This window comes from Aeromonas sp. 601027, from assembly GCF_049174455.1.
GTDB classification, from domain to species: Bacteria; Pseudomonadota; Gammaproteobacteria; order Enterobacterales; family Aeromonadaceae; genus Aeromonas; species Aeromonas veronii_A.
On the sequence record NZ_JAAKTN010000001.1, the window covers coordinates 551,556 to 574,578 of the forward strand.

18 protein-coding genes and 2 pseudogenes are annotated in these 23,023 nt (G+C 58.3%); 6 read left to right on the forward strand and 14 right to left on the reverse strand.

Features of this window, described 5'->3' with window-relative positions:
• Positions 1 to 102 precede the first annotated feature (102 nt).
• Positions 103 to 1,142: pseudogene (locus tag G5193_RS02360) on the reverse strand (IS481 family transposase).
• Positions 1,143 to 1,277: 135 nt separating this feature from the next.
• Positions 1,278 to 1,422, reverse strand: a pseudogene (locus G5193_RS02365) (IS5/IS1182 family transposase); the annotation flags it as partial.
• A 220-nt stretch (positions 1,423 to 1,642) separates the two neighbouring features.
• Between G5193_RS02365 and G5193_RS02370 the strand changes: the two are divergent.
• The 5 genes from G5193_RS02370 (at position 1,643) to rplY (ending at position 8,910) form a co-directional block, all read left to right on the forward strand.
• Positions 1,643 to 2,920, forward strand: coding sequence for an HD domain-containing phosphohydrolase (locus G5193_RS02370; RefSeq protein WP_421204864.1), 1,278 nt, complete (start codon positions 1,643 to 1,645; stop codon positions 2,918 to 2,920).
• 121 nt (positions 2,921 to 3,041) lie between these two features.
• Positions 3,042 to 3,461 (forward strand): CBS domain-containing protein, encoded by a 420-nt coding sequence (locus G5193_RS02375; protein ID WP_227342797.1) that lies wholly within the window; start codon positions 3,042 to 3,044, stop codon positions 3,459 to 3,461.
• 217 nt (positions 3,462 to 3,678) lie between these two features.
• Positions 3,679 to 7,578, forward strand: coding sequence for an ATP-dependent RNA helicase HrpA (gene hrpA / locus G5193_RS02380; RefSeq protein ID WP_421204865.1), 3,900 nt, complete (start codon positions 3,679 to 3,681; stop codon positions 7,576 to 7,578).
• Between the two features lie 95 nt (positions 7,579 to 7,673).
• The gene (locus G5193_RS02385; RefSeq protein WP_421204866.1) at positions 7,674 to 8,507 is read left to right on the forward strand and encodes a hypothetical protein; all 834 of its coding nucleotides are present in this window, start codon (positions 7,674 to 7,676) and stop codon (positions 8,505 to 8,507) included.
• A gap of 115 nt (positions 8,508 to 8,622) precedes the next feature.
• Positions 8,623 to 8,910 carry a 50S ribosomal protein L25 gene (gene rplY / locus G5193_RS02390; RefSeq protein ID WP_005345280.1) on the forward strand — a complete coding sequence of 96 codons (288 nt, stop codon included), beginning with the start codon at positions 8,623 to 8,625 and terminating at the stop codon, positions 8,908 to 8,910.
• A gap of 89 nt (positions 8,911 to 8,999) precedes the next feature.
• Here the strand turns inward: rplY and G5193_RS02395 are convergent, their stop codons facing one another.
• Positions 9,000 to 9,398, reverse strand: coding sequence for a MerR family transcriptional regulator (locus G5193_RS02395; protein ID WP_216953528.1), 399 nt, complete (start codon positions 9,396 to 9,398; stop codon positions 9,000 to 9,002).
• Positions 9,399 to 9,520: 122 nt separating this feature from the next.
• On the opposite strand from G5193_RS02395, the gene G5193_RS02400 reads away from it, so the two are divergent.
• Positions 9,521 to 10,684, forward strand: a complete 1,164-nt coding sequence (locus G5193_RS02400; protein WP_421204867.1) for a thiolase family protein — start codon at positions 9,521 to 9,523, stop codon at positions 10,682 to 10,684.
• On the opposite strand, the gene G5193_RS02405 is transcribed toward G5193_RS02400, so the two are convergent.
• The 11 genes from G5193_RS02405 to G5193_RS02455 form a co-directional block, all read right to left on the reverse strand.
• The gene (locus tag G5193_RS02405; protein WP_421204868.1) at positions 10,681 to 11,904 is read right to left on the reverse strand and encodes an EAL and HDOD domain-containing protein; all 1,224 of its coding nucleotides are present in this window, start codon (positions 11,902 to 11,904) and stop codon (positions 10,681 to 10,683) included. The genes G5193_RS02400 and G5193_RS02405 overlap by 4 nt on opposite strands.
• A 116-nt stretch (positions 11,905 to 12,020) precedes the next feature.
• Entirely contained in the window at positions 12,021 to 13,277 is a 1,257-nt protein-coding gene (locus G5193_RS02410; protein WP_227342804.1) for an OmpP1/FadL family transporter, read from the reverse strand.
• Positions 13,278 to 13,529: 252 nt separating this feature from the next.
• A complete protein-coding gene (locus tag G5193_RS02415; RefSeq protein ID WP_227342806.1) occupies positions 13,530 to 14,813 on the reverse strand; it encodes an outer membrane protein transport protein in 1,284 nt (427 codons plus the stop codon).
• A gap of 402 nt (positions 14,814 to 15,215) precedes the next feature.
• Positions 15,216 to 15,995: a DUF3379 domain-containing protein gene (locus G5193_RS02420; protein WP_421204869.1), complete on the reverse strand. Its 780-nt coding sequence runs from the start codon at positions 15,993 to 15,995 to the stop codon at positions 15,216 to 15,218.
• Positions 15,988 to 16,587 (reverse strand): sigma-70 family RNA polymerase sigma factor, encoded by a 600-nt coding sequence (locus tag G5193_RS02425; RefSeq protein ID WP_005333245.1) that lies wholly within the window; start codon positions 16,585 to 16,587, stop codon positions 15,988 to 15,990. The genes G5193_RS02420 and G5193_RS02425 overlap by 8 nt, the downstream gene beginning before the upstream one ends.
• A 13-nt stretch (positions 16,588 to 16,600) precedes the next feature.
• Positions 16,601 to 18,112, reverse strand: a complete 1,512-nt coding sequence (locus tag G5193_RS02430) for a hypothetical protein (RefSeq protein ID WP_421204870.1) — start codon at positions 18,110 to 18,112, stop codon at positions 16,601 to 16,603.
• Between the two features lie 20 nt (positions 18,113 to 18,132).
• Positions 18,133 to 19,584: a VWA domain-containing protein gene (locus G5193_RS02435; RefSeq protein WP_421204871.1), complete on the reverse strand. Its 1,452-nt coding sequence runs from the start codon at positions 19,582 to 19,584 to the stop codon at positions 18,133 to 18,135.
• Positions 19,575 to 20,567 (reverse strand): VWA domain-containing protein, encoded by a 993-nt coding sequence (locus G5193_RS02440; RefSeq protein WP_421204872.1) that lies wholly within the window; start codon positions 20,565 to 20,567, stop codon positions 19,575 to 19,577. Before G5193_RS02440 ends, G5193_RS02435 begins: the two co-directional genes overlap by 10 nt.
• Complete coding sequence (locus G5193_RS02445) at positions 20,564 to 21,103, reverse strand: DUF4381 domain-containing protein (protein WP_421204873.1); 540 nt, start codon at positions 21,101 to 21,103, stop codon at positions 20,564 to 20,566. Before G5193_RS02445 ends, G5193_RS02440 begins: the two co-directional genes overlap by 4 nt.
• Entirely contained in the window at positions 21,088 to 21,990 is a 903-nt protein-coding gene (locus tag G5193_RS02450) for a DUF58 domain-containing protein (protein ID WP_421204874.1), read from the reverse strand. Before G5193_RS02450 ends, G5193_RS02445 begins: the two co-directional genes overlap by 16 nt.
• Positions 21,981 to 22,931, reverse strand: coding sequence for an AAA family ATPase (locus G5193_RS02455; protein ID WP_064341237.1), 951 nt, complete (start codon positions 22,929 to 22,931; stop codon positions 21,981 to 21,983). Before G5193_RS02455 ends, G5193_RS02450 begins: the two co-directional genes overlap by 10 nt.
• Positions 22,932 to 23,023 lie beyond the last annotated feature (92 nt).

A 23,023-nucleotide genomic window follows, 5' to 3' on the forward strand; every position in this document is an offset into this window, starting at 1 on the left:
AGTGGCTGGTGGTCGATGGGTTTGGGAAAGGTGGTATCCCTCATGCGCAAGTGTGTACAGATCTAGTTATCACCTGACACCGGCCTCAAGCCGGTGTCTTGTTTACGCTACTTTAGAGCGCACTTCCTTCGGTATCAATTTCAGACCCTTCTTGAACATGCTGTAGGGCGTCAGTCCCTCCATCATCCTGCTCTGATGCGGCCGCTGGGTGTTGTAGTGCGCCAGGTAGCTACCCAGGTCTGTCTGCATCTGCTCTACCGACTCATACCAGGTCGTCCTCCCCTTGATACGGAAGTGTTCATCCAGCAGTGTGCGATGCAGCCGTTCGATAAAGCCGTTGCTCTGCGGCCTGCGTACCTTGGTTGTCCGGTGCTCAATCCCCTCCAGTTGCAGGAACAGCTCGTAGGGATGATGGTCTGGGCGCCCACAGAACTCGCGCCCGTTATCCGACAGAATGGTATAGACCCGTGCCTCGTGGGCCTCGGAAAACGGCAGTACCGTTTCATTGAGCACATAGACCGAGGTCACCGGCAGCTTGCTGATGTAGAGCCGTCCCCAGGCGTGGCGGCTGTAGCAGTCCAGCACGGTTTGCAGATACACCTGCCAACCCCTTGGATCGCGCCGACGAAGAAGGTGTCGACAGCCACCAGTTTTCCGGTGTAGTGGACCTCAATCTGATGTTCTCGAAACTCTGGGCTGAGACGCTCGAACAGGCGAATTTACTCGTCATTGAGCTCAATGGTCCGCTCCCGGTGCGTTTTCTCAAGGCGCAGCAAGCGGTCGTGTTTGGAGAGCAAGTCGTGCCGTTGCCACACGCCACGCACACCGCCCGCACTGACGTTGATGCCTTGCAGAGCCAGTTCTTGTGCGACCCGCTGCGGGCCATGAGTTGGTCTGGTGAGGGAGTAATCGAGGATGGCCTGTTCACTCTCGGGCGCAACCCGGTTGGGATGAGCCCCTTTACAGCCGGGCAATTTGTCGAGCAATCCCTCGGCGCCATAGGTCTGGTAATTACGGCGAATTTCGTAGAACTGCTGACGGCTGTAGCCGATGAGCTTGCAGGCTTTGCTGACATTATTGAGCTCTTTGGCAAGCTCTAGCAGGCTGAGTTTACGACGTGCTACTTTCTCGTTGGTGGTCATATGGTGACTCAAGATAACACGGTAGGGGTACCGTTTTGTTATCCGGTTTGAAGCCGTATGACCACTCCCTTTTGTGGGCAACTGTCAGGTGAATACCATTTCCATACAGCATAACCTCTCGCCTGTTTTTCATATCTGAAACCTCTTCAGCCATCCGAAGCACCGCGCGACTGCATTTAGCTGCAATAACGAGCTTTGTTTAACACCAGTGTGCGGAACCTTATGGTGTCGCGACTGCTCGCACATGCTGTGCGATGATCGCTTTTATCCTTCTACGCCGGTTGGGTGTATCCCGGCAATGCCATCGAGCAGCAGGTCTTGTTCGCGTGAAAGAGGCCCGGTTGAGCGGTAGTAGGGATACAAGGGCTCTATAAGCCTCTTTGCACTGCTTTTTGCAAAACCGTGATGAGGTAAACCATGGGATTAATGACTAGATTTATCAGTAGCAAGGAGTAAAACGACACCCTTGCATCATCACAAAACAGCATGGGACAGGGATCATGAACAAAGCGCAGGAAGCCGGTTCGTGCTCGCTTCAGGTGGATCTCAGACAGGTCGTTTATGCCTTGTCTGCGTCACTGGATCTGGTAGGAATTGGCGATGTGGCCCATGGTAAACGGGTCGGGATCATGGCGGCCGAGTGTGGTCGGGTATTGGGGCTGGATACAGCTGAATGTTGTTTGTTGTTTGAGCTCGGCGTGCTGCACGATATTGGTGTCTCCTCGACCATCACCCATCACCATCTGGTTAGTGAGTTCGATTGGGAGTCCTCCCAGCGTCACTGCGAGGTAGGATATCAGCTGCTCAAGGATTTCCGCTTGCTGGCCCCGTTGGCACTGCCTATCCGTTATCATCATACCCACTGGCATCTCTTGCGCGAGATGGCCGATGTGGACCCCCAGGTTGCTCGTCAGGCCAACCTTATCTTTCTGGTGGATCGTTGCGATGCGCTGACTGCCCCATTCTATGGCGATGGCTCATTGTTAATGCATACACACGAGATCCGTGCTCGCCTGCAGGATTGCCGTGACGAATTCTTTGCCACCGATCTGTTGGATGGTTTTCTCCAAGCCTCTCGCTCGGAGGCGTTCTGGTTGCAACTGGAGGCGCGAGCCATCAATGATTACATGCACGAGATGCTGAGGCAGCGGGAGTCCTGCATCACCGATAATGGTGAGCTAAAAGCGTTGGCCAGGATCTTCTCGGGTATCGTTGATGCCAAAAGTCCATTCACTATGACGCACTCCCTCGGAGTGAGCCGTCTTTCGCGTGCCCTGGCTGAGCGGCTGGGGGTTAGTAGTGTCCATTGTGACATGCTCGAAATTGCAGGGCTGTTGCATGATCTCGGCAAGTTGAGGGTTCCTGATGAAATATTGGACAAACCTGCCGGCTTGACGCCGGAGGAGCGGGCAATCATCAATACCCACAGTTTCGAAACCTACCAGATCCTGCGTCATATCGAAGGGTTTGAGGAGATAGCCTGCTGGGCGGCCTATCACCATGAGGAGCCTGACGGGGAGGGCTATCCGTTCCATCTGCCGGCATCCGCCATGGCGCTCGAAGCGCGCATCCTGCGGGTAGCCGATATTTTCCAGGCCATGGTGCAGGACAGACCTTATCGACGTGGGCTGCCTGCTCGTGATGCTCTGGCCTTTATGCAACAACTGGCGGCTCAGGGTCGGGTAGATCCTGTCGTGGTGGCGACGTTAGCGGATCATCTGCCACAGATGATGGCTGCGGCCATGCCGGCCAATGAAAACAGATATGCAATCGGTTGATGGGGGAGGAGAGGCTGACCCATCCGGCAGTGAGCCAGCTATGCTTGGAGCAAGCCGTGCGTGGTGCCGGTACTGACGCGCAAGACGCCAGCCTGATTGGACTATGGATAGGGGAATTGATATGGAATCGCTAAAAGCCAGGGATTATATGCAGAGCAGACCTATTACCTTCACTGCAGACATGATGGTGCAGGCTGCGGTCGAGAAATTTTTGAACAGTCATCAGTTGGGAGGGCCAGTGGTGGATGGGCAGGGACACTTGATCGGCTGGATCTCCGAGCAGGATTGCATTGCAGTGATGCTCAAGGAAGCTTATCACTGTGAGCAGGTCGCTCAGGTCAAGGATGTGATGCGCAAGGAGGTACTGACGGTTGAGCCAGATACCAGCATCCTCACCCTGGCGGAGATGATGATGGGACAGAAACCCAAGATCTATCCGGTGGTGGAGGAGGGCAGGCTGCTCGGGGTAATCAATCGCCATAATGTGATGCAGGCTATCCATGCCCAGTTGACCACCTGTTTTGTACACAATCACGGCTAAGGGCTGACCGGATGCAACATGCAACAGAAGCAGGCCAATGGCCTGCTTCATTGTTTTGGGAGATGGTGCGTTCACCCATCCGTAGCCTGGTATGGAGGCTAATTTGCCTCTCCAGTGTCTCATGTTAAGGCTTGCACCTGCTGTCTGTGCTCTTTAGGATCTCCCCAAGCTATCGATATGGCCCCCTTGTCGGGCACTCTTTTAAGGAATTCGTACCTTGTCTCTCTCTATCGAGGCGCTGCGCCGCCGTCTCTCTGCCTGCATGAACCTCGACGTCCGCCGTCTCTCCAGCCGTCTGCACGGTGCCAAGAAGTTGCCCGAGGGCAAACAGGCTGCGGTACTCGAGACCATTGCCGCCGATCTGGATGCGGCGCAGGCGCGTTACCAGTCCCGTTTGGCGGGCGTACCCAAGGTCACCTATCCGGACAACTTGCCGGTCAGTCAGAAGCAGGTGGAGATCGCCAAAGCCATTGAAGAGCATCAAGTGGTGATCATCGCCGGCGAAACCGGCTCGGGCAAAACCACCCAGATCCCCAAGATCTGTCTGGCGCTGGGGCGCGGGGTGAAGGGCTTCATCGGCCACACCCAGCCGCGTCGTCTGGCGGCCCGCACTGTGGCGGCCCGTATTGCCGAGGAGATGGAGTCCGAACTCGGTCACTACGTGGGTTACAAGGTGCGCTTTACCGATCAGGTTAGCGAGCAGACCCATATCAAGCTGATGACCGACGGTATCCTGCTGGCGGAGATCCAGAACGACCGGATGCTCACCCAGTACGACACCATCATCATCGATGAGGCCCACGAGCGCAGCCTCAATATCGACTTCATCCTGGGCTATCTCAAGCAACTGCTGCCCAAGCGCCCGGATCTCAAGGTGATCATCACCTCGGCCACTATCGACCCGCAACGCTTCTCCCGCCATTTCAACAAGGCGCCGGTGATAGAGGTCTCTGGCCGCACCTATCCGGTAGAGGTGCGCTACCGCCCGCTCACCAGTGATAAAAGTGAAGGGCTGGAAGAGCGCGATGAGCTGCAGGGGATTTTCGATGCGGTGGAAGAGCTGGCTAGAGAAGGTTTAGGAGACATCCTTATCTTCATGAACGGCGAGCGGGAGATCCGCGATACCGCCGATGCCCTGCGCAAGCTCAACCTGCGGGATACCGAGGTGCTGCCGCTCTACGCCCGCCTCTCCAACGCCGAGCAGAACAAGGTGTTCCAGCAACATGCCGGACGGCGCATCGTGCTCGCCACCAACGTTGCGGAGACCTCGCTGACGGTGCCTGGCATTCGTTACGTCATCGATCCGGGCACCGCCCGCATCAGCCGCTACTCCTGGCGCACCAAGGTGCAGCGCCTGCCCATCGAGCCGGTCTCCCAGGCCAGTGCCAACCAGCGTAAAGGTCGTTGCGGCCGGGTGGCGGACGGTATCTGTATCCGCCTCTACTCCGAGGAGGATTTCAACGGCCGTCCCGCTTTTACCGACCCCGAGATCCTGCGCACCAACCTAGCATCGGTCATCCTGCAGATGCTGGCGCTCGGCCTTGGCAATATGGAGGCGTTCCCCTTCGTCGAGCCACCGGAGTCCCGCCATATCAAGGATGGCCTGACTCTCTTGAAAGAGCTGGAGGCGGTGCGCGAGCTGCCCGCCACCGGCGAGCGCGAAGCCAAGTTACAGCTGACCGAGACCGGTCGCCAGCTCTCGCGCATCCCCCTTGATCCGCGTTTGGCGAAGATGGTGATCAGCGCGGCGCAGACCGGCTGCCTGAGCGAGGTGATGGTGATCACCGCGGCCCTCAGCATTCAGGATCCCCGCGAGCGGCCCATGGAGAAGAAGCAGGCCGCCGACGAGCAGCACAGACGCTTTGAGGACAAGGATTCCGACTTCCTTGCCTTCGTCAATCTGTGGAATTACCTGAAAGAGCAGCAGGATACCCTTGGCAGCAATCCGTTCCGCCGCATGTGCCAGAAGGAGTTTCTCTCCTACCTGCGGGTGCGCGAATGGCAGGATATCCATTTCCAGCTGCGTCAGACGGTGAAAGAGCTTGGTTTTAAAGCCAACCATGAACCGGCAGATTTCAAGACGGTGCATTGCGCGCTGTTGACCGGCCTTTTGAGTCATATCGGCAACAAGGATTTGGAAAAGCCCGAGTTCCTCGGTGCTCGCAATGGCCGTTTCCACCTCTTCCCTGCCTCGGGTCTGTTCAAGAAGCCGCCCAAGTGGGTGATGGCCGCAGAATTGGTGGAAACCTCGCGCCTCTACGCCCGTATCAACGCCAAGATTGAGCCCGAGTGGGTGGAGCCGCTGGCGGGCCATCTCATCAAGTTGCACCACAGCGACCCCCACTGGTCGAAGAAAAATGGCGCCGTGATGGCCAAGGAGAAGGTGACCCTCTATGGTCTGACTCTGGTCAATGAGCGCACCATCAACTTCAGCCGCATCGATCCGGCGCTGTGTCGTGAGCTGTTTATCCGCCGCGCGCTGGTGGAGGGAGATTTCGAGACCCGTCACCGTTTCTTCAGCGATAACCGCAAGCTCTTGGCCGAGGTGGAGGCGCTGGAGCACAAATCCCGTCGGCGCGACATCCTGGTGGATGACGAGGACTTGTTCCGCTTCTACGATGCTCGTTTGCCGGAGGAGGTGATCTCCTCCCGCCACTTCGACAAGTGGTGGAAAGAGGCGCAAAAGCGGGATCCCGAACTGCTCAACTTCGAGAAAGAGATGCTGATGAAGGGGGATGCGGCCCACATCAGCGATCTCGACTACCCCAACTTCTGGCAGCAGGGGCGCCTCAAGCTCAAGTTGACCTATCAGTTCGAGCCGGGGGAGGCGGCGGATGGCGTGACCCTGCATATTCCGCTGCCGCTCCTGAATCAGGTGGAGGTGAAGGGGTTCGAGTGGCTGATCCCCGGGCTGCGCCATGAGCTGTTGGTGGCCCTCATCAAGTCGATGCCCAAGCCGATGCGCAAGAACTTCGTGCCGGCGCCAAACTATGCCGATGCGCTGCTTGCCAGCATCAACCCCGAACAGGGACCGCTGCTGGACGAGATGGAGCGTCAGCTTCGCCGCATGACCGGTGTCACCGTACCTCGCGAATCCTGGGACTGGGCTGCGGTACCCGATCACCTGAAACTCACCTTCCGAGTGGTGGACGACAAGCACAAGAAGGTGGCGGAAGGGAAAGATCTGGAAGCCTTGAAAGAGTCGCTGCGTGGCAAGGTGCAGGAGACCCTGTCGCAAGTGGCGGACGATGACATCGAACAATCCGGTCTCACCCTGTGGAGCTTTGGCGAGCTGCCGCAAGAGTACAGTCAGAAGCGGGGCGGCTTCGAGGTGAAAGCCTATCCGGCGTTGGTAGACGAGAAGGATTCGGTAGCCATCCAGCTGGTGGAGAGCCCGGTGGTGCAACAGCAGCTGATGTGGGCCGGTCAGCGCCGGCTGGTGCTGCTCAACGTGCCATCGCCCATCAAGTATCTGCAGGAGAAGCTGCCCAACAAGGCCAAGCTCGGGCTCTATTTCAACCCGTTTGGCAAGGTGGCGGAGCTGATTGACGACTGCATTGCCTGTGGCTGCGACAAGCTGATCGAGCAGCATGGCGGGCTGGCTTGGGACGAGGCCGGTTTCGAGGCGCTCAAGGAGTATGTTCGCGCCGAGCTCAACGATGCGGTGGTGGAGGTGGCCAAGCAGGTGGAAGCCGTGCTGACGCTCTCCCATGAGATCAAGAAGCGGCTCAAGGGCAAGATGCAGCTCGACACCGCCTTTGCCATGTCAGATATCCAGCAGCAGCTCGGCAACCTTATTCACAAGGGCTTTGTCACCGAGACCGGCTGGCAGCGGCTGCCTGACTTGCTGCGTTACCTGCGGGCCATCGAGCGACGTCTGGAGAAGCTGGCCATCGATTCCAACCGGGATCGGGTCTACATGCTCAAGGTGCACAGTGTGGAGTCGGAGTACAAGGCGCTGCTGGCCAAGATCCCCAAATCCCAGCTGGTGCCCACCGAGGTGGCCAATATCCGCTGGATGATCGAGGAGCTGCGGGTGTCGTTCTTCGCCCAGAATCTGGGCACCCCTTATCCGGTCTCCGATAAACGGGTGCTTAACGCCATCGCTCAGTGCTAAGCTGCTATCTAACTGTTTTAACAGCATGATAGCGCGTGATAAGAAGGGGTTGCCGGTCAGGTAGCCCCTTCAAACCGCAAGTCAGGGAGGCAAGGATGCTGGGGGTCTGGTTGAGTGTGGCGCAGGTGGTGATCAGCGGTTATCAACCCATTGCGGAACAAACCTGGGTGCAGTTGAACCCGGAATATTACCCGCTGGCGCGCACGCCACCAGCGATGTTTGTGGCCTGGCGTGGCAATCAGTTTCCGCCGCTGGCCCAAAAGCAGAAGCATGGTCGCTGGCAGATCCTCTTTCCCGCTCGGCTGGTCCCCCCTTTCGATCTGTTCGAGGGGGAGGCGCAGCTCTCCAAAACCTATCTGGCAAGACTGCGGCGCATCGACGAGATGGCTTACGGGGTCGCCCCCGGCCAGGTCGCTGCAACCGTGCAGCATGGCAGTGTTTCACCTTTTGAGCCATCGCAACTCATAGCGCCCTTTATCGCCGAGTTCAACGTTCCTCGTGCCATGCCGGTTCAGTTGGCGGTCGCCCCCCGCTACGAAGCAGAGCCATTGCTGGCGTTGCTTGGTGCCGCAGTTGGCGAGAGGGGGAGTCGCAGTGATGGTCTGCTGGCGGCCAGCGTGTCATCTGATAGCACCACACTGACACTCTCTGCGCCGGCGGTTGGCGAGGGGCGCTCAGTGTGCCATCGGGTCGCGGCGGGTGAGACGCTGTGGCGCATCGCCAATCAGCTATCCAGCAGGGTGGGGGCAGATACTTACAGCTATCTGCTGGCCTTGGCCGCAGAAAACAGGGCGGGCCTCGGTAACAGTATCCGGGTCAAAACCGGGGAGGGGCTCTACTGTCCTCGCGCCGAGACGCTTGCGCAGTTTGATGCGTTGAGTCCGGCCCAGCGGCAACAGCAATTTGCTCGTCTTGAGCAGGGGCATTAAAGCGCGGGATGAGCCTTGTATCCGCTATTGGCCCATGGTAGTATTCGCGCTCGTTTTGCGAGGTGCTGACCGGTCGCAGTTTGCACCATACATTCCTTTAAAAGAGATACATACTATGTCTTTCGTATTCCAAGCTGAAGTCCGTTCTGACCTGGGGAAAGGTGCGAGCCGCCGCCTGCGTCAAGCTGACCAAGTTCCTGCCATCGTTTACGGTGCAGGCAAAGAAGCCCAGTCCATCACTGTTGACCACAAGAAATTCATCCTGGCCCAAGAAAAGCCGGAATTCTATGAGTCCGTACTGACTCTGGTTATCAACGGCGAAGAAGTTAACGTGAAAGTGAAAGCTATCCAGCGTCACCCGGTACGTTACAAGCTGGTTCACCTGGACTTCGTTCGCGTTTAATCACGAACCGTCAGGTAGCAGAAAAGCCACTCTCAGGAGTGGCTTTTTGTTATCTGAAGCATGAGAAGGGGATCTCACGGCCCCCTTCTTTAACGACCCAGTTGCTGCAATGCCTGTTGACAGCGCCGCTCCGCGGCATCCAGCTCCAGCAGCACCATCCTGATATCTTCCATCTGCTGCTGCAGCGTCTCCCGCTTCTCGGTAACCAGCCCGAGCATGGTTTGCAGCTGGGTGCGGCTGCTCTTGTCGGCATCATAAAGATCAAACAACTCCCGGATCTCGGCCAGACTGAAACCGAGCCGCTTACCACGCAGGGTCAACTTGAGACGAACCCGATCCTGCTTGCTGTAGATGCGGGTCTGCCCTTCTCTGGCGGGATTGAGTAACCCTTGATCCTCATAGAAACGGATGCTACGCGTCGTAATATCAAATTCCCGAGCCAGTTCACTGATGCTGTAGCTCCGAGCTTCATCCTTGTTTTTGTTCATATAAACTTCTTGGCGAGCTAAATCCTGCTGGCACCTTACCTAAACGTAAACTGCACTGCAACTCTTGTTCCCATGGCATAGAAAACCTATGTTATGACCATGTAACTAAAAGAGGCGGGCAAATGGATATTGCAATTGTGGCGGCAAAACGTACGCCAATGGGGGCGTTTCAAGGGGCACTGGCAGAGGTGGCGGCCCCGGAGCTGGGGGCCTGTGCCATTGCCGCTGCGTTGGCACAGGGCGGGCTTGTTCCCGAGCAGATCGATGAAGTGTTTATGGGCAATGTGCTCTCGGCAGGTGTGGGACAAGCGCCGGCAAGGCAGGCGATGTTAAAAGCGGGATTGCCAGAGAGTGTGCCTGCTACCACGGTCAACAAGGTGTGTGGCTCCGGCATGAAGGCGGTGATGCTGGCGGCAGATTCCCTTCGTCTGGGCGATAACAAGGTTGTGGTGGCTGGGGGGATGGAGAGCATGAGCAGGGCCCCCTATCTGCTGGATAATGCCCGCAATGGTTTTCGGATGGGCCATCAACAGCTGTTTGATCACCTTTTCCTCGACGGATTGCAGGATGCCTATGATGGCCAGTTGATGGGAATACACGCCCAGCGCAGCGCTGATCATGCCAGTTTGACCCGCAGTGCCATGGATGCGTTTGCCCTTGCGTCGTTGCAGCGTGCCCGCGCTGCGCAGCAAGACGGCGCGTTTGCATCCGAGCTGGCAAGTGTCTATCGCGGTGATCGCTTGTTGCTGGCCGAAGACGAACAACCGGGCAAAGGGAGGCCGGAGAAGATCCCGACCCTGAAGCCTGCATTTGGTAAAGATGGCACCATTACGGCGGCCAATTCGAGCTCCATCTCGGACGGCGCGGCGGCGCTGATATTGATGGATGGTGCCACTGCGCAAGCTTGGCAGGTACCTGTACTGGCGCGGATCGTCGGTTATCAGAGCCATGCGGCATTGCCGGCCGAGTTCACTTCCGCTCCCGTTGGCGCAATATCCAGACTGCTGGCTCGTCTCGACTGGTCAGTGGATGAGGTTGACCTGTTCGAAGTCAACGAAGCCTTTGCCATGGTCACCATGCTGGCCATGAGCGGGTGCGGGATCCCCCATCACAAGGTGAATGTTCATGGTGGCGCCTGCGCATTGGGTCACCCGCTTGGCGCGAGTGGAGCACGTATTCTGGTGACGCTGATCTCGGCATTGAGGTTGCGGAGAGGGAGACGAGGCATTGCGTCTCTTTGTATCGGTGGCGGAGAGGCGACCGCTATTGCGGTAGAGATCCCTTAATCGCCGGTATCCATCGCTTGCAGTTGCTCGTTCACCCAGGTCGTTGCCGCGAGATAAAGGTGGCTTACCTTATCTTCATTCAACCCCAGGCGGGCTGTTCGGGCCGTGACTTTGGGCCAGTTGGCATTCTCGTAGTCTTCACAAAATGCGAGATAGAAACCGAGAGTGCCTTTGCGCTCGAGCAGCGCCAGCCGGATATCCTCGATCAGGGGGATAGTCCCCAGCAGCTTGTCCATCGGCTGCTCCATAAGCACATCCAGTAGCGAAAAGAGACCGGTGATAAACGCTTGCTGAGCCTGCAGGGTCGGCGCATGGGTATGCGCCAGCAACTCGCAGAAACGGGCACGGATCATCGACATCTGGTAGAGCTCGGCACTTTTCCCCTTGCCTGCACTGGTCGCAGCCACCAGTGAAACAAAACGCTTTAGCTGGGTATTGCCCAAGTATATCGCAGCCTGGCGAAACGAGGAGATGGGGTTGGCATGGCCTTTGAGGTGATTGACATAGCGCAGCAACTTGAGTGACAGAGAGATATCCTGGCTGAGCAGTTGCTCGATCTTGTTGATATCGGGTTCTGTCTCGTTGACCACATTGAGCAACTGCATGACCACGACCTGGGCGGGCTCCATAGTGGCTTGTTTGACCATCTCGGGGCGGCTGAAGAAAAAGCCCTGAAACAGCTGGATCCCCAGCTTTTTGACTCGTTCGAACTCAGCCTTGTCCTCAACTTTTTCTGCCAGATAGGTGAGTCCCAGCGCCTGATGGCGCTTGATGAACACCCTGATCTGCAACAGGGGCGTGTCACGCAGATCAAACTTGATGATGTGGATAAACGGGAGGAAGCGCTCCCAATCCGGCGACATGGTGAAGTCATCGAGTGCCAGCTGATAGCCCAGTTTGTGCAACTGCTTCACCTTTTCCAGCAGGGCATCATCCGGAGGGGCATCCTCCAGAATTTCGATCACCACCTTTTCGGGTGGCAGGCACTCGGCCAGTCCTTCCAGTAACAGTGAGTGGGGAAAATTGATAAAGCAGGGGCGGCCACCCAACAGCTGATCGATATTCTGTTGCAGAAACTGCTCGACCACCAACCGGGAGGTGGCTTGTTGTGAGGAGATGCTCGGGAAGACATTATTCAGGCTATCGCGAAAGAGCAGCTCATAGGCATGGGTATTGAGGTCTCTGTCGAGGATCGGCTGTCTGGCTACGTAGGAATACATGCCTTGCTCCAGTATGGGTACTGGGTTGATTTTATGGTGTTGCAGAACACTATGCCAGTTTTGACCCTGTTCGGTAAGGCAATAATTGGCATAGTGTTTTTCTGCAGGGAGGGAACTTAGAAGAGATAACTCATTTGGGCGCCAGCCAGCCAGGCATCTCCCTCGGAGGTGCCCTGGAAGGTGGAGGTGCTCTGCGGGTTGCCCGGTTGCAACTCCATTTTTTCAGTAACATCAACCTTCTTGCCATCGATCAGGGTTAACCCCAGATCCATGGTCAGGTTGGGGGTGAACTGATAACCCATCCCCAGGCTGTACCAGATCCGGTCGGCATCAGGAATGGAGATAGTACGGCGATCCGCTGGTACCGGGCTCGCATCGTAAGCAACTCCCGAGCGCAGCTGCCACTGGGGAGTCAGTTGATAGGTCATCCCGATCGCATAGCGCCAGCTATCTTCCCAGTGTTCATCCTTGATATGCATGTTGGGCAGTGTATCCAGATCGGCTTCCAGCTGGACAAATTTGCTCCAGTTGGTCCAGTTCAGGCTGCCATGGATCGCCAGTTTTTCGGTCAGCTGGTGAAATGCAGCAAGCTCTGCCGTTGCGGGTAGCGGAAGATCCAGAGAACCTGTGTCTTTTAGCTCCTTGCCGTTGGGCAGGCCAAGAATGGCATCACCCGAGAGTGTCAAATTGACATCGTGGCGGTATGAGAGCCCAATCCGGGTTTGCTCCGACAACTCCAGCAAGGTGCCGACATTCCAGCCCCATGCCCAGCCATCCCCTTGCAGATGTTTTGCTATCAGATTGCGAGAGGGGAAGGTGCCACCGACTTCGCCCTCGCCCTGAATAGCAGAGATCCCTGCGCCAATTGACCACATCTCATTGATGCGATAGGCAAGAGAGGTTCCCAAATCCATGGTCTTGATATCGGAAACATTGCCAAAGTGGCCGGCACTGTAGTTATCCGGCATCTTGATGCCAAGACCATAGTAAGAGGTGGCCGAGAAGCCGAGGCGCCACTGCTCATTCAGCGGGATGATGAGATAGGCGTTGGGCACCCAGGCCGAGGCCGCGATATCGTGTGCACTCGCATCGGAGGTGACGATGCCGGCTTGCGTCGGCAAACGTGTGTGGCCTTCGATATTGACGTCAGGGCTGACATAGATAGCTCCGCCAGACAGCGCCATCTGATCGAAACGGGTCATGGCTGCGGCATTGCGGGAGAGTACGCTGGCGTTATCCGCAATGGCGGCTTCACCGGCAAAAGCGCGTCCCAGGCCCGTGGCGGATTGTTCAGCCAGCTGGAACCCGGCGGCATGGGTTTGACCCGCGATCACCAGCAGGGCGATGGCGGACGGTTTGATGATGGAATGCATGGGAAAATCCTTGCTGTTACCCGAGGTTTCAATAGGTCATATGGATGGAGGCAGGATTTTATATGGTATGACCAGTAAGGCAACGCTCATGGTGGTTATCCGGAGAAAACAAGATTTAATGCTGGGATGATGTAGTCTAATAGCTTGATTGAAAAAGAAAAATAAACACGTGTGTGCTACAGCTGTGCGCTGAAACTGTTTTTTCGGATAAAAAAAGAGCGCCTGTCGGCGCTCTTTTCGGTGGCGTTCTAATCAGAACTTCATATTGAACTGGGCAGAGGCCAGGAAGGCATTGCCGTGGGAGGAGCCTTTCCAACGCAGAGGGTCTGAGTGGTTACGCAGACCTTCGTTGACATCAACCTCTTTACCGTCCAGATAGGCCATACCAAAGTCAATGCTCATATCAGTATTGATATGGTAGGTCGCGCCAGCGCTATACCAGACACGGTCAGAATCCGGGATGCTCAGGCTGCGGTATTCGGGCTCGATTGGGCTGTTGTCATAAGCAAAGCCAATACGCGCTTCCCAAGCCGGGTTGATATACCAGGTACCGCCGATTGAGTAACGAGTAGAGTCTTTAAACTTCTCATCCTTTTGCAGACATACGCCGCCAGCGCATTGGCCGCTGGTTGCTTTCAGCTCCTGGAAGGCACTCCAGTCAGTCCAGTTGACAGAGTAGTGAACGGCGAATTGCTGATTCAAACGGTGATAACCGGCAAACTCGGCCTGAGCAGGGAGATCCAGTTTCAGATTGCCGTCAACAGTGCGGTTCCCTGAAGTGAGCCCCTGGAAGTCACCATCAAAGCTCATATCGACCTGTGAACGGTAGGTCAGAGCAAAGCGATGGTTCTCATTGACTTCGTACAGAGTGCCAACGTTCCAGCCAAAGCCCCAGGTATCGCCTTTCAGGTGAGCCAAGCGAGTATCTGTTGCCAGCGGGCCACCCTGGCTCGGTGGGTTCAGCGGACCCAGCAGACCAGCATAGCGGTTGAGTTCGGCAGCACCGTAAACGGCGTTGATACCGGCACCCACACTGAAGTGCTCATTGATGCGATAGGCGATGTTCGGGTTGATATTGAGAGTCATCAGTTCAGTATCACCGGCACCGGCACCAGCCGGGAAGGTTTTGGAGTACTCGGTAGATAGCCCGTAATTTGAGAAGAGGCCGATACCCCAAGCCCACTGGTCATTCAGCGGCTGAATAAAATAAGCGGCAGGAACGAATGCTGACGGAGCAATACCTGATTCGCTGGCAGGAACTGTACCCAGAGGCGTAGCAACGCTGCCATTCACATCGACATCCGGCTTGATGTAGGTGCCGGAGACAGAAACCGCCATCTTGTCGAAGGTGGTCATGGCAGCCGGGTTACGGGCCAGCACGGAGGCGTTGTCGGCAATAGCTGCTTCACCGGCATAGGCGCGACCCAGACCGGAGGCCGAGTGCTCGTTCAACTGGAATGCCGCGGCATGGACTTGACCGGTGGCCAGCGCGATGGTGGCGGCAATCAGGCTCTTCTTGAAAATAGTTGTCGTCATGGTGTTCTCTCTTGTAGGCAGATTTTTTTGCCGATATTGGCTGCACGTTCAATGCAAACCTCGACAAAATCCGTTTTTATTTCAGCTTCTTCCCAATCAATTCTGGCGTGATTCTATGGATCTGGTAGGAGGTAAGAAATCAGACCAGTGACAGCAGAATACATAAAAGTGATCGATGTGTTAATCATTTGTTTTAACTTGCTGTTTAATTCATCATTTTCAGGGTCTAAAGGCGGAATATTGACCTGGATTGCCGATCTCCGTCACAAAAATAATTTTGTCAATTTTTCGAAATCTTGAGGAAAATGAGTGACAAAGGGGAGTAAACAGGGAGGGAACAGGCAGCGTCTCGTGACCGCCGCCTGCTATTGAGGATGGCTCTGAGGTTGTTAACCAGCGATGTTAAATGTCCCACTGCAGACGTGACTGCAGGGCGTTGGCAACAGGGGCAAGTGGCTCTTTCATCTCGCCAATCAGTACCATATTGGCGCCTTTGAGCTGGACTATCTCCCCTTTGAGGGTGCCATCATCAAAGGTGTCCTGTTGCAGGGTTAATGGCACATGTTTGGGCACTAAAAAGAGAGTGACTGGCCCCATCTTTCCCTGGATCACCATGTGCAAGGCTGGTCCCTGATAAAACGAGCAGTGATTGACATAGGTCACCTTGAGCCCATCCATCCCGCTTAAGGTGGCGCCATACTTCTCCATCTTGGCATTTATGTTATGCAGATTGACCTGCTCATCGACACCTTCAATAAAGGGTTCTTCGCCATAGACATGAGCCATCGCCACCTGTGCGAGGGAGAGGGCCGCAGGAGCCGTTTCTGGCAGCGTGATCCAGCGGGTGCTCATTCCCAGCAGGAAGGCGACCGATGCAGCCAGGGCGATCTGGCGCCAGGATGTCGATGTCCGGAGCTTGACTGGCGCCGTGCCAAGGGGACGGGATGGCGGCAAATCATCTGGCGCGTCACTGTCTTGCTGCATGGCTTGCCTGAGCAGGATCCGCTCGGCCAGTCCGGCTGGGACCTCTACCTGCATGGCGCGCTTGAGGGTTCTGTCGAACTGCTTCATCTCGTCGAGATAGTTCCGATTGGCCTGGCTGGCGTCAGCGGTTCTGAGAAAGTCCGGTTGTTGATCGTTGGGCTGGATCATGGCGTTGCGGCGAAATTCGAGTTCATCCATGTCCGTGTCCTCTTGCTTGGTTCTTCTGCTCCATCGCCTCCTTGATCTGGTTGCGGGCGCGAAACAGGCGGGTCATGACGGTGTTCTTGTTGAGGCCGAGCATCTCGGCAATCTCCTCACCACTGAATCCTCCCACGACTTGCAGCAGCAGTGGCTCCTGGTACTCCTCGGGTAACCGGGCGATGTGACGGTGCAACCACTCGTTCTCCATCTCCTGTTCGCTGTGCAGCGCATCGTGCTGGGGCTGAGGGTGATCGTCGAGATCCACCAGCTCCAGCTGTTTGCGTTCAAAGCGGCGGGCGTTCTCCCGTCTGAGGATGGTGATCAGCCACCCTTTGGCCGCCTTGTCATCCTGCAGGGTGTCGATAGCCTTCCAGGCACGCAGGAAGGTCTCTTGCACCAGATCTTCCGCTACGTTGGGATCCCGGGTCAGCCAGTAGGCATACCGGTAGAGATCGCCATGCAGCGCATGAACCAGTGCTTCAAATTTGGTTTGTTTGTCAGCCATGGGATCAGAGACCGGCGAAGTGGCCGGATCATTTCCACCAATATGCTGCTGAGCACGTTTTTTTCTAAAAAACAGCAGTGCCATAGGGCAATCCTTGTCAGGGGGCGTGGCGGCGTGAGCGGGAACTCCCGTGCGCCAGCAGGTAAATCAGGTACGCAATACCGGCCGTTTCATCAGCCCTGAGGGTACGCGCCAGAGCGCGCCACTCGATGGGCGGGCCAGAAGAGGGCCGTGCAAAACAGGCTCGCTCGAGTGCGGCGAGCGCGTTGCCGAGCCGATTATGCCCAGCGTCGGGCAACTGGCCTAATTGATAATAGGAGACCTGCCAGCGCAAGGTCGCCCATCGGATCAGTGCCTTGCGACTGGCATCCGGCTGGTGTCGGGCAAGGGCACGTTGCAGTTGATAGAAGGCGCGCCAGCGGGGCCAGTGACGCCATAGCGTACGCAGCGCCACGGCCAGCACGACCCACCAAAGGCTCTCTCGCAGTGCCATCTGCGATGTCTGCTGATCAGGTTGCCGATTTGTCGTTGCCTGAAACGTCAGCGTGATGGCAGGCAGGCTGGCCTGCTCAATCCGGCCACTTTGGGTATTAAACCAGGGCAGATCAATGGGGGGGAGCTGATAGTCGCCGCTCTGATCCGCGACCAGAGTCTGGCGCCACTGTCGCTCAAACAGCAGCTTGCCATCTCGGTAACGCTCCTGCTGTTGCTCGCCATCGGGATGTGCCTGTATGCCGCTTGGCAGTTGATGGGCCATCAGGGGGGCAAGCTGTATCTGGCCGCTGTCACCATTCTCCATGGTCAGGGTGAGGATCCGGATCAGCGGTTCACCCACTTCCCCCATGGTGGCCGGTTCAAGCCGCTGGCTCAGGGTCAGCCGGGTGGCCACCGGCGTGGCGGGGGCTTTGTCGACCCTCACCTCTAGCGGTGCCGCACGGGCCGAGAGCCGTTGCGGCTTGCCCCCCTGCTGCGTGAGCTGCCCCTGCAAGCGGGGCGAGTCGAGGTGCCAGAGCCCAGGCGCTTTTGCCTGAACGAGCCAGCTGCGGGTGAGCCGGCCGGGTAGACCAGCCTGAGCGGGGGCGATCCACTCGTCGCTACCGAGGCGACGGATGGTGAAGTTAGCAGAGCTGAGTTCGCTCAGCGCCGGGTTTTGCATACTGGTGGGCAGCCACAGTGTCAGCCGGTAGATCACCGGCTGGCCGGGATAGAGCGGGCCCTGATGATCAAGGCTGGCCTGCATCTCGAGGGGCGAGGGGGCTGCGGGTTGCGGCAGCGCCGCTGTTTTCACCTCTCTCAATGGCAGGGTGAGCGAGGGAGTGAACTCATTTCCGAGCTTGAGCGGGGCAATCACCACCTTTGTATTAGCGGGTGAGTCGCTCTGGTGCAGCGGGATCTGCCAGCGAGTCAGTTGTTGTACCGGGGTGGTGACCCGGCTCATGGTCACTCTGCCCACTGCAAACTGGCGCAGTAGGGGGGTGATCTCCAGCTCGCTGCTCTGGCGCTCACCATCCGCTTCGATGATCAGCAGCCAATCGCTGGGTTCGGCCCCGGGTAGCAGCTCTGCCCGAGGGGGCAAGGCCCAGCAAAGTGGACTCGCGAGTGCGAGCAACAGTCCCCATCCTGCTCGCGTCACCAGGGTTCCTCCACTTTGATCAGGTCCCGGCGCAGCGCCTCTTTGCGCAGCCGCTGTTCCAGCAGCAATACGGGTGGCGAGGGAGGCAGGGGCATTGCCGTCGCCTGCTGAGCAGCCGATGGTTCGGGCTGCTTGCTGTTGCTGGTATCGGGAGCAGCCGCCGCTGCGCCCTGTAACAGAGAGAGGTTATAGAGCGCATCTTCATGGCCGGGTTCAAGTGCCAGAGCGGCCAGATAGGCCTCTTTGGCGGCCGCAAACTCCCCCAGTTGCAGCAGGGCATTGCCGCGGTTGTAGTGGGCGGTGGCGCTCGTCGCTTCCTGATAGGCTGCGATGGCTTGCCGGTAGGCTCCGGCCCGATACCAGGCGTTGCCGCGCCAGACTGGATCGTTGAAGGTATGGGCAGCCCGCTGAAAATCCCCCTCTTGATAAGCCTGCATCGCTTGCAGATCTCCCCTCTCTGCGGCTTGCAGATCTTGCGGCGCAAGCAGCTGAGCTCCCACCATCAGCGCTATCATCAACCGGGCGCCGACTCTGGCCAGCAAGGCCAGTGGTAACAAGGGGAGCAGCAGCCAGGGGCCAAGATCCAGTGGTGCCGGGGTGAGGGCCGAGGTCGTGGTGGGGAGGGAAGCAAAGCGGGGTGTGTTGCTGCCAAGCCACTGCAGCTCACCGCCGAGGCGATTGGCCAGTGCGGCAATGGCCTGACTATCGGGGGCGGGCAACTGCGCGGGCATGCGGGCGGCAAACCCCAACTCATTGGCCGGAATGGCGGGCATGGGGGCCGGTTGACCGCTGCTGGCAAGCAGAATATCGAGGCGTGCCGACTGGGTGTCGCGGCAAAGAAGGCGTTGCTGGCAGGGCCACAGGGCGGCGATTTGGGTCATCTGATTCCGGGTGAGGTCGTCGGTGACCAGCAGCAGACGCGCTTGTTCTCCAGGGGCCAGCTGCTTCATGGCAAGTTCCACCGCCCGTGCCGGGTTGCTGCCCTGCAACGGCATGATATCGGGGCGCAAGTCGGGCAGTAGCAGCGAAAGGGCTTGATGATCTCGGGTGGGCGGCATGGCGAGGTAGGCGTCACCTGCGTAGAGGATCAGCGCAATGCGCTCGCCCTGAGCGCGGCTCAGCAGCTGCTGTAATTGCCATCTGACCCGGGTTGCCCGATCCGGTTTGAGATCGGTGGCGGTCATCGAGCGTGACAAGTCCAGTAGCCAGATATCTAGCGGTGCTGCAGGCTGCTGTTGCAGCTCACCGCGCAGTGCCGGTCCACTCAGGGCCAAAATGACGGGCAGGGTTGCCAGCCAGAGCCAGGGACGTTGAGGACGGGATGCTGGCAGCAGATAAGCCTGCATCGCAGGTGCGAGCAGCGGGGGCTGGCGACGACGGTGCCACCCTTGCCAGAGCCAGGGGATGAGTGCGATCAGCCACAGGGGGCGGAGCAAGATCAGTTCCATCTGCGCATGCCTCGTACCAGCCAGTTACGCACCATGCGAAACTTCAGTCTGCCGTGCCCTGATGGCAGAAGCAGCAAGCCACAAAGCAGTGCCAACGGCCAGGGGTAGAGCTCGATCACCGGCTGGTACTGGGCAATCGGCATGGGGGCAGGTTCAAGGGCATTGAGAGTCGAGTTGATGGTATCGAGATCGCTTTGGGTGCGTGCCCGAAAGTAACGTCCCTGGCCTGTCTGTGCCAGCTCTTTCAGGAGCGGCTCGTCCAGTTCGCTGCTGGGATCGGCCTGACCGCTGCCCGCCTCATCGTAGGGTTGGATAAAGGTATCGGGATCGGCCCCGACCCCCAGCGTGTAGATCCTTATTCCCTGTGCCGCGGCGAGTTTGGCCTCCTGCAGCGGGTCGGCATTGCCTGCGGTATTGCGGCCATCAGTGACCAGCAGCAGGGCGGTGGGGCGACCAGGATCCCCATGCTGACGTGCCAGCTGGATGGCTTCGCCAAGGGCGGTGGTTCGGCCGACCAGATCAAAGTCGAGCTCGTCGCTCAAGGTCAACAGCGCCGAGATCTCCTGAGTGAGGGGAGAGAGCAGGTAGGCGTGATCGGCAAATACGATGAGGCCCACCCTGTCTCCGGCCCGTTTGGCGATCAGCGCCTTGATCTGCTGGCGCACCGCCGTCAGCCGTGCTTGCTGCTCGCCGTTATCGAGCATATCAGGGGTGCGCATGCTGTCTGACAGATCCACCGCCAGCAGCAGATCCCGACTCCCTTCATATTGAATAACCGGTTCTCCCCACCACTGGGGGCGGCAGAGGGCGAGGATAAGGGCACCCCAGAGCAGCATGGCGCGCCAGAGCGGCAATCCGGCGTGGGGACGCAGCAGCGCAAACCCGGGGTGAGCCAGGTAGCCGCGACGCAGGGGCGGCAAGCCGAAGCGCACCAGCAAGGGCAGCACCAGCGCCAGCGCAAACCAGGGCCAGGCCAGGATCATGGCTGCCTCCGCGCAGCTTTGCGCCCCGAGCGGGGGGAGAGCTGCAAGAAGAGGGTTTGACCCCAGCACCGATAATCTTGCCGCAACTGTTCGCACTGCTCGCTGCTCGGGTTCTGGCTGCCATAGAGCCAACCGCTCCAGTGAGGGGCGAACTGGCTGAAATCGCTGCCGCCGTGGCGATCGACAAAGGCGAGCCACGCCTCTCCTTGCAGTTGGCGCGCCTCGGGCCAGCGTTGTAGCGCTTCATGACGCAGGGCTTCTTGTATACGTGCCACCAGCAGCGCCGGATCCCCCTCCAGCTGGCGGCACCAGCGGCGGTAACGTATCACTCTCCGGGCAATCAGGACGATCAGTAGCAGCAATAAGCCGGTGATCAGTAGCCACAATAGCGCCAGCACTCTGGGATCAAGACTCTGTTCAATCAGATCCGGCCCCGGGTGGATGTCTCGCATCAGGGCGGCCAGCGGCGGAGTGATGGCGTCGGTGGCTGGACTGGCGCTGTCGAGTTCGGCGGGCGAGATCATCCCTGATGACATAGCCCCTCCTGCCACTGCTGTTGCAGCGTCTGGCTGTTATCGAGCAGATAGAGGCGCTGCACCAATGGCAACAGCAACTGCTTGCCGTGGGCCAGCTGCTGCTCGGCGGTATGCCGGTAGCGCTGGGAGAAACCGGCATGGGTCCCATCCAGCCAGCCCTGATAGTGCTGCCCTGGCCGATCGATGGCCACTGGCAGCTGGCCGTCAGGGGGAAGGGCTGCCTCGAGGGGGTCACGGATCTGCCAATAGTGAATATCGTGGCGGCGGGAGAGCAGTTGCAATTGCTGACAGAGCGCCGACTCGCAGGGTCTGTGATCGGTGATGATCGTCAGCTTGGCACCGTGAGGCAGCTTCACGCCGGACAAGGTGTCGGCCAGTGAGTGAGAAAGCGCCCGGCGGGCCAGCCCTTGCTGATAGTGATGGCAGAGGGATTCGAGCAGGGGCAGCACGCTGCCGCGCTGGCTCTGGTGATTTGGGATAAGCCCGTGGCAGATCAGGGTGTTGTGCTGCTTCTCCCCTTGCCAGATCAGGGCTGCTGCCAGCTCGCACCCCAGACGCGCCTTGAGCTGCAGCGTGGAGCCGAAATACATGGCGGGAGAGAGATCGAGCAGCAGCCAGTGCGCCTGATCCAGCTCCTCGCTATAGAGGCGGGTATAGGGACGACCGAGGCGCGCCGTCACTCGCCAGTCGATATGGCGTACCTCGTCACCAGCCTGATAGGCGCGCAGCTCCCGAAACGTGAGTCCGGGAGAGCGGCCCGGTTTGCCGCGTTCGCTGCTGCTTCTGCCTGCGTGAGGTGGCTTCCTGGCCTTGGCCCAGAGCCGGATATTGAGCAGCCGTGGCAGCGATAGTGCGATATCGGGATGGAGGTCAGACGCTAGGGACATGGCACCTGATCCAGCAGTTGGGCGATCAGGATGTCATTATCCAGATTGTCGGCCAGCGCCTGATAACTGGGAATAAGGCGGTGGCGCAGCACCGGATAGGCTTGCAGCTGGATATCTTCCGGCAGCACATAATCACGTCCGGCGAGCCAGGCTCGGGCGCGGGCGGAGCGAGCCAGCCCCAGCGTAGCCCGAGGGCTGGCCCCCACGGCAATCAATGGCTCAAGGGCAGGGCAAAGGCCACTGCCCGGGCGGGTGGCGCAGACCAGCTCCACCAGATAGTGCTCCAGTCGGCTTTGCATGGTTACCGCCAGCACTTCGCTGCGGGCACGCTGCAAGCTGGTCTGACTCAGGGTCACTGGTGCCGCGCCAAGCTGTTCGCCGCTGGCGTTGAGCTGCAAGATGGCGAGCTCCATGGTGGGGCTCGGGTAATCCACCATCAACTTGAGCAGAAAGCGGTCGAGCTGCGCCTCCGGCAGGGGATAGGTTCCCTCCTGCTCGATAGGATTCTGGGTGGCGGCGACCATAAAGAGCGGTGGCAGCCGCCAGCTCTTTTTGCCCACGGTGATCTGGTGTTCGGCCATGGCTTCCAGCAGCGCTGATTGTACCTTGGCTGGCGCCCGGTTGATCTCGTCTGCCAGCACCAGATGGTTGAAGAGGGGGCCTGGCTGGAAAACAAAACTGGCATCCTGCGGGTGAAACACCTCGCTGCCGGTGAGATCGGCAGGAAGCAGGTCGGGGGTAAACTGGATACGGGCAAAGCGCCCTTCGACGGCGCCAGCGAGCGCCTTGACGGCGCGGGTTTTAGCAAGGCCGGGGGCCCCTTCGATTAACACATGTCCTTCACATAACAGGGCAATCAGGAGCCCTTCTATTAGCTCCTCCTGCCCCAGGATCTGACTGCCAAGATAGTCCCTAAGTGCTCTGAACTCGGCCGCTGCCATGCGATAAACCCGTTGTTTTTATGGAAGTTGATCTTTTTATACTCCAGTTGCTCCCCAAGGGCGAGCAAAGGGGCCTTGCCGTGCTTAATTTA

Excerpts from the sequence above, each read along its gene's own strand:
- rplY (WP_005345280.1), top strand. The coding sequence starts at position 8,623 with ATGTCTTTCGTATTCCAAGCTGAAGTCCGTTCTGACCTGGGGAAAGGT.
- G5193_RS02420 (WP_421204869.1), bottom strand. The coding sequence starts at position 15,995 with ATGGATGAACTCGAATTTCGCCGCAACGCCATGATCCAGCCCAACGAT.
- G5193_RS02410 (WP_227342804.1), bottom strand. The coding sequence starts at position 13,277 with ATGCATTCCATCATCAAACCGTCCGCCATCGCCCTGCTGGTGATCGCG.
- G5193_RS02425 (WP_005333245.1), bottom strand. The coding sequence starts at position 16,587 with ATGGCACTGCTGTTTTTTAGAAAAAAACGTGCTCAGCAGCATATTGGT.
- G5193_RS02400 (WP_421204867.1), top strand. The coding sequence starts at position 9,521 with ATGGATATTGCAATTGTGGCGGCAAAACGTACGCCAATGGGGGCGTTT.
- G5193_RS02385 (WP_421204866.1), top strand. The coding sequence starts at position 7,674 with ATGCTGGGGGTCTGGTTGAGTGTGGCGCAGGTGGTGATCAGCGGTTAT.
- G5193_RS02445 (WP_421204873.1), bottom strand. The coding sequence starts at position 21,103 with ATGTCATCAGGGATGATCTCGCCCGCCGAACTCGACAGCGCCAGTCCA.
- G5193_RS02405 (WP_421204868.1), bottom strand. The coding sequence starts at position 11,904 with ATGTATTCCTACGTAGCCAGACAGCCGATCCTCGACAGAGACCTCAAT.
- G5193_RS02415 (WP_227342806.1), bottom strand. The coding sequence starts at position 14,813 with ATGACGACAACTATTTTCAAGAAGAGCCTGATTGCCGCCACCATCGCG.
- G5193_RS02440 (WP_421204872.1), bottom strand. The coding sequence starts at position 20,567 with ATGATCCTGGCCTGGCCCTGGTTTGCGCTGGCGCTGGTGCTGCCCTTG.
- G5193_RS02375 (WP_227342797.1), top strand. The coding sequence starts at position 3,042 with ATGGAATCGCTAAAAGCCAGGGATTATATGCAGAGCAGACCTATTACC.
- G5193_RS02435 (WP_421204871.1), bottom strand. The coding sequence starts at position 19,584 with ATGGAACTGATCTTGCTCCGCCCCCTGTGGCTGATCGCACTCATCCCC.
- G5193_RS02455 (WP_064341237.1), bottom strand. The coding sequence starts at position 22,931 with ATGGCAGCGGCCGAGTTCAGAGCACTTAGGGACTATCTTGGCAGTCAG.
- G5193_RS02450 (WP_421204874.1), bottom strand. The coding sequence starts at position 21,990 with ATGTCCCTAGCGTCTGACCTCCATCCCGATATCGCACTATCGCTGCCA.
- G5193_RS02370 (WP_421204864.1), top strand. The coding sequence starts at position 1,643 with ATGAACAAAGCGCAGGAAGCCGGTTCGTGCTCGCTTCAGGTGGATCTC.
- G5193_RS02395 (WP_216953528.1), bottom strand. The coding sequence starts at position 9,398 with ATGAACAAAAACAAGGATGAAGCTCGGAGCTACAGCATCAGTGAACTG.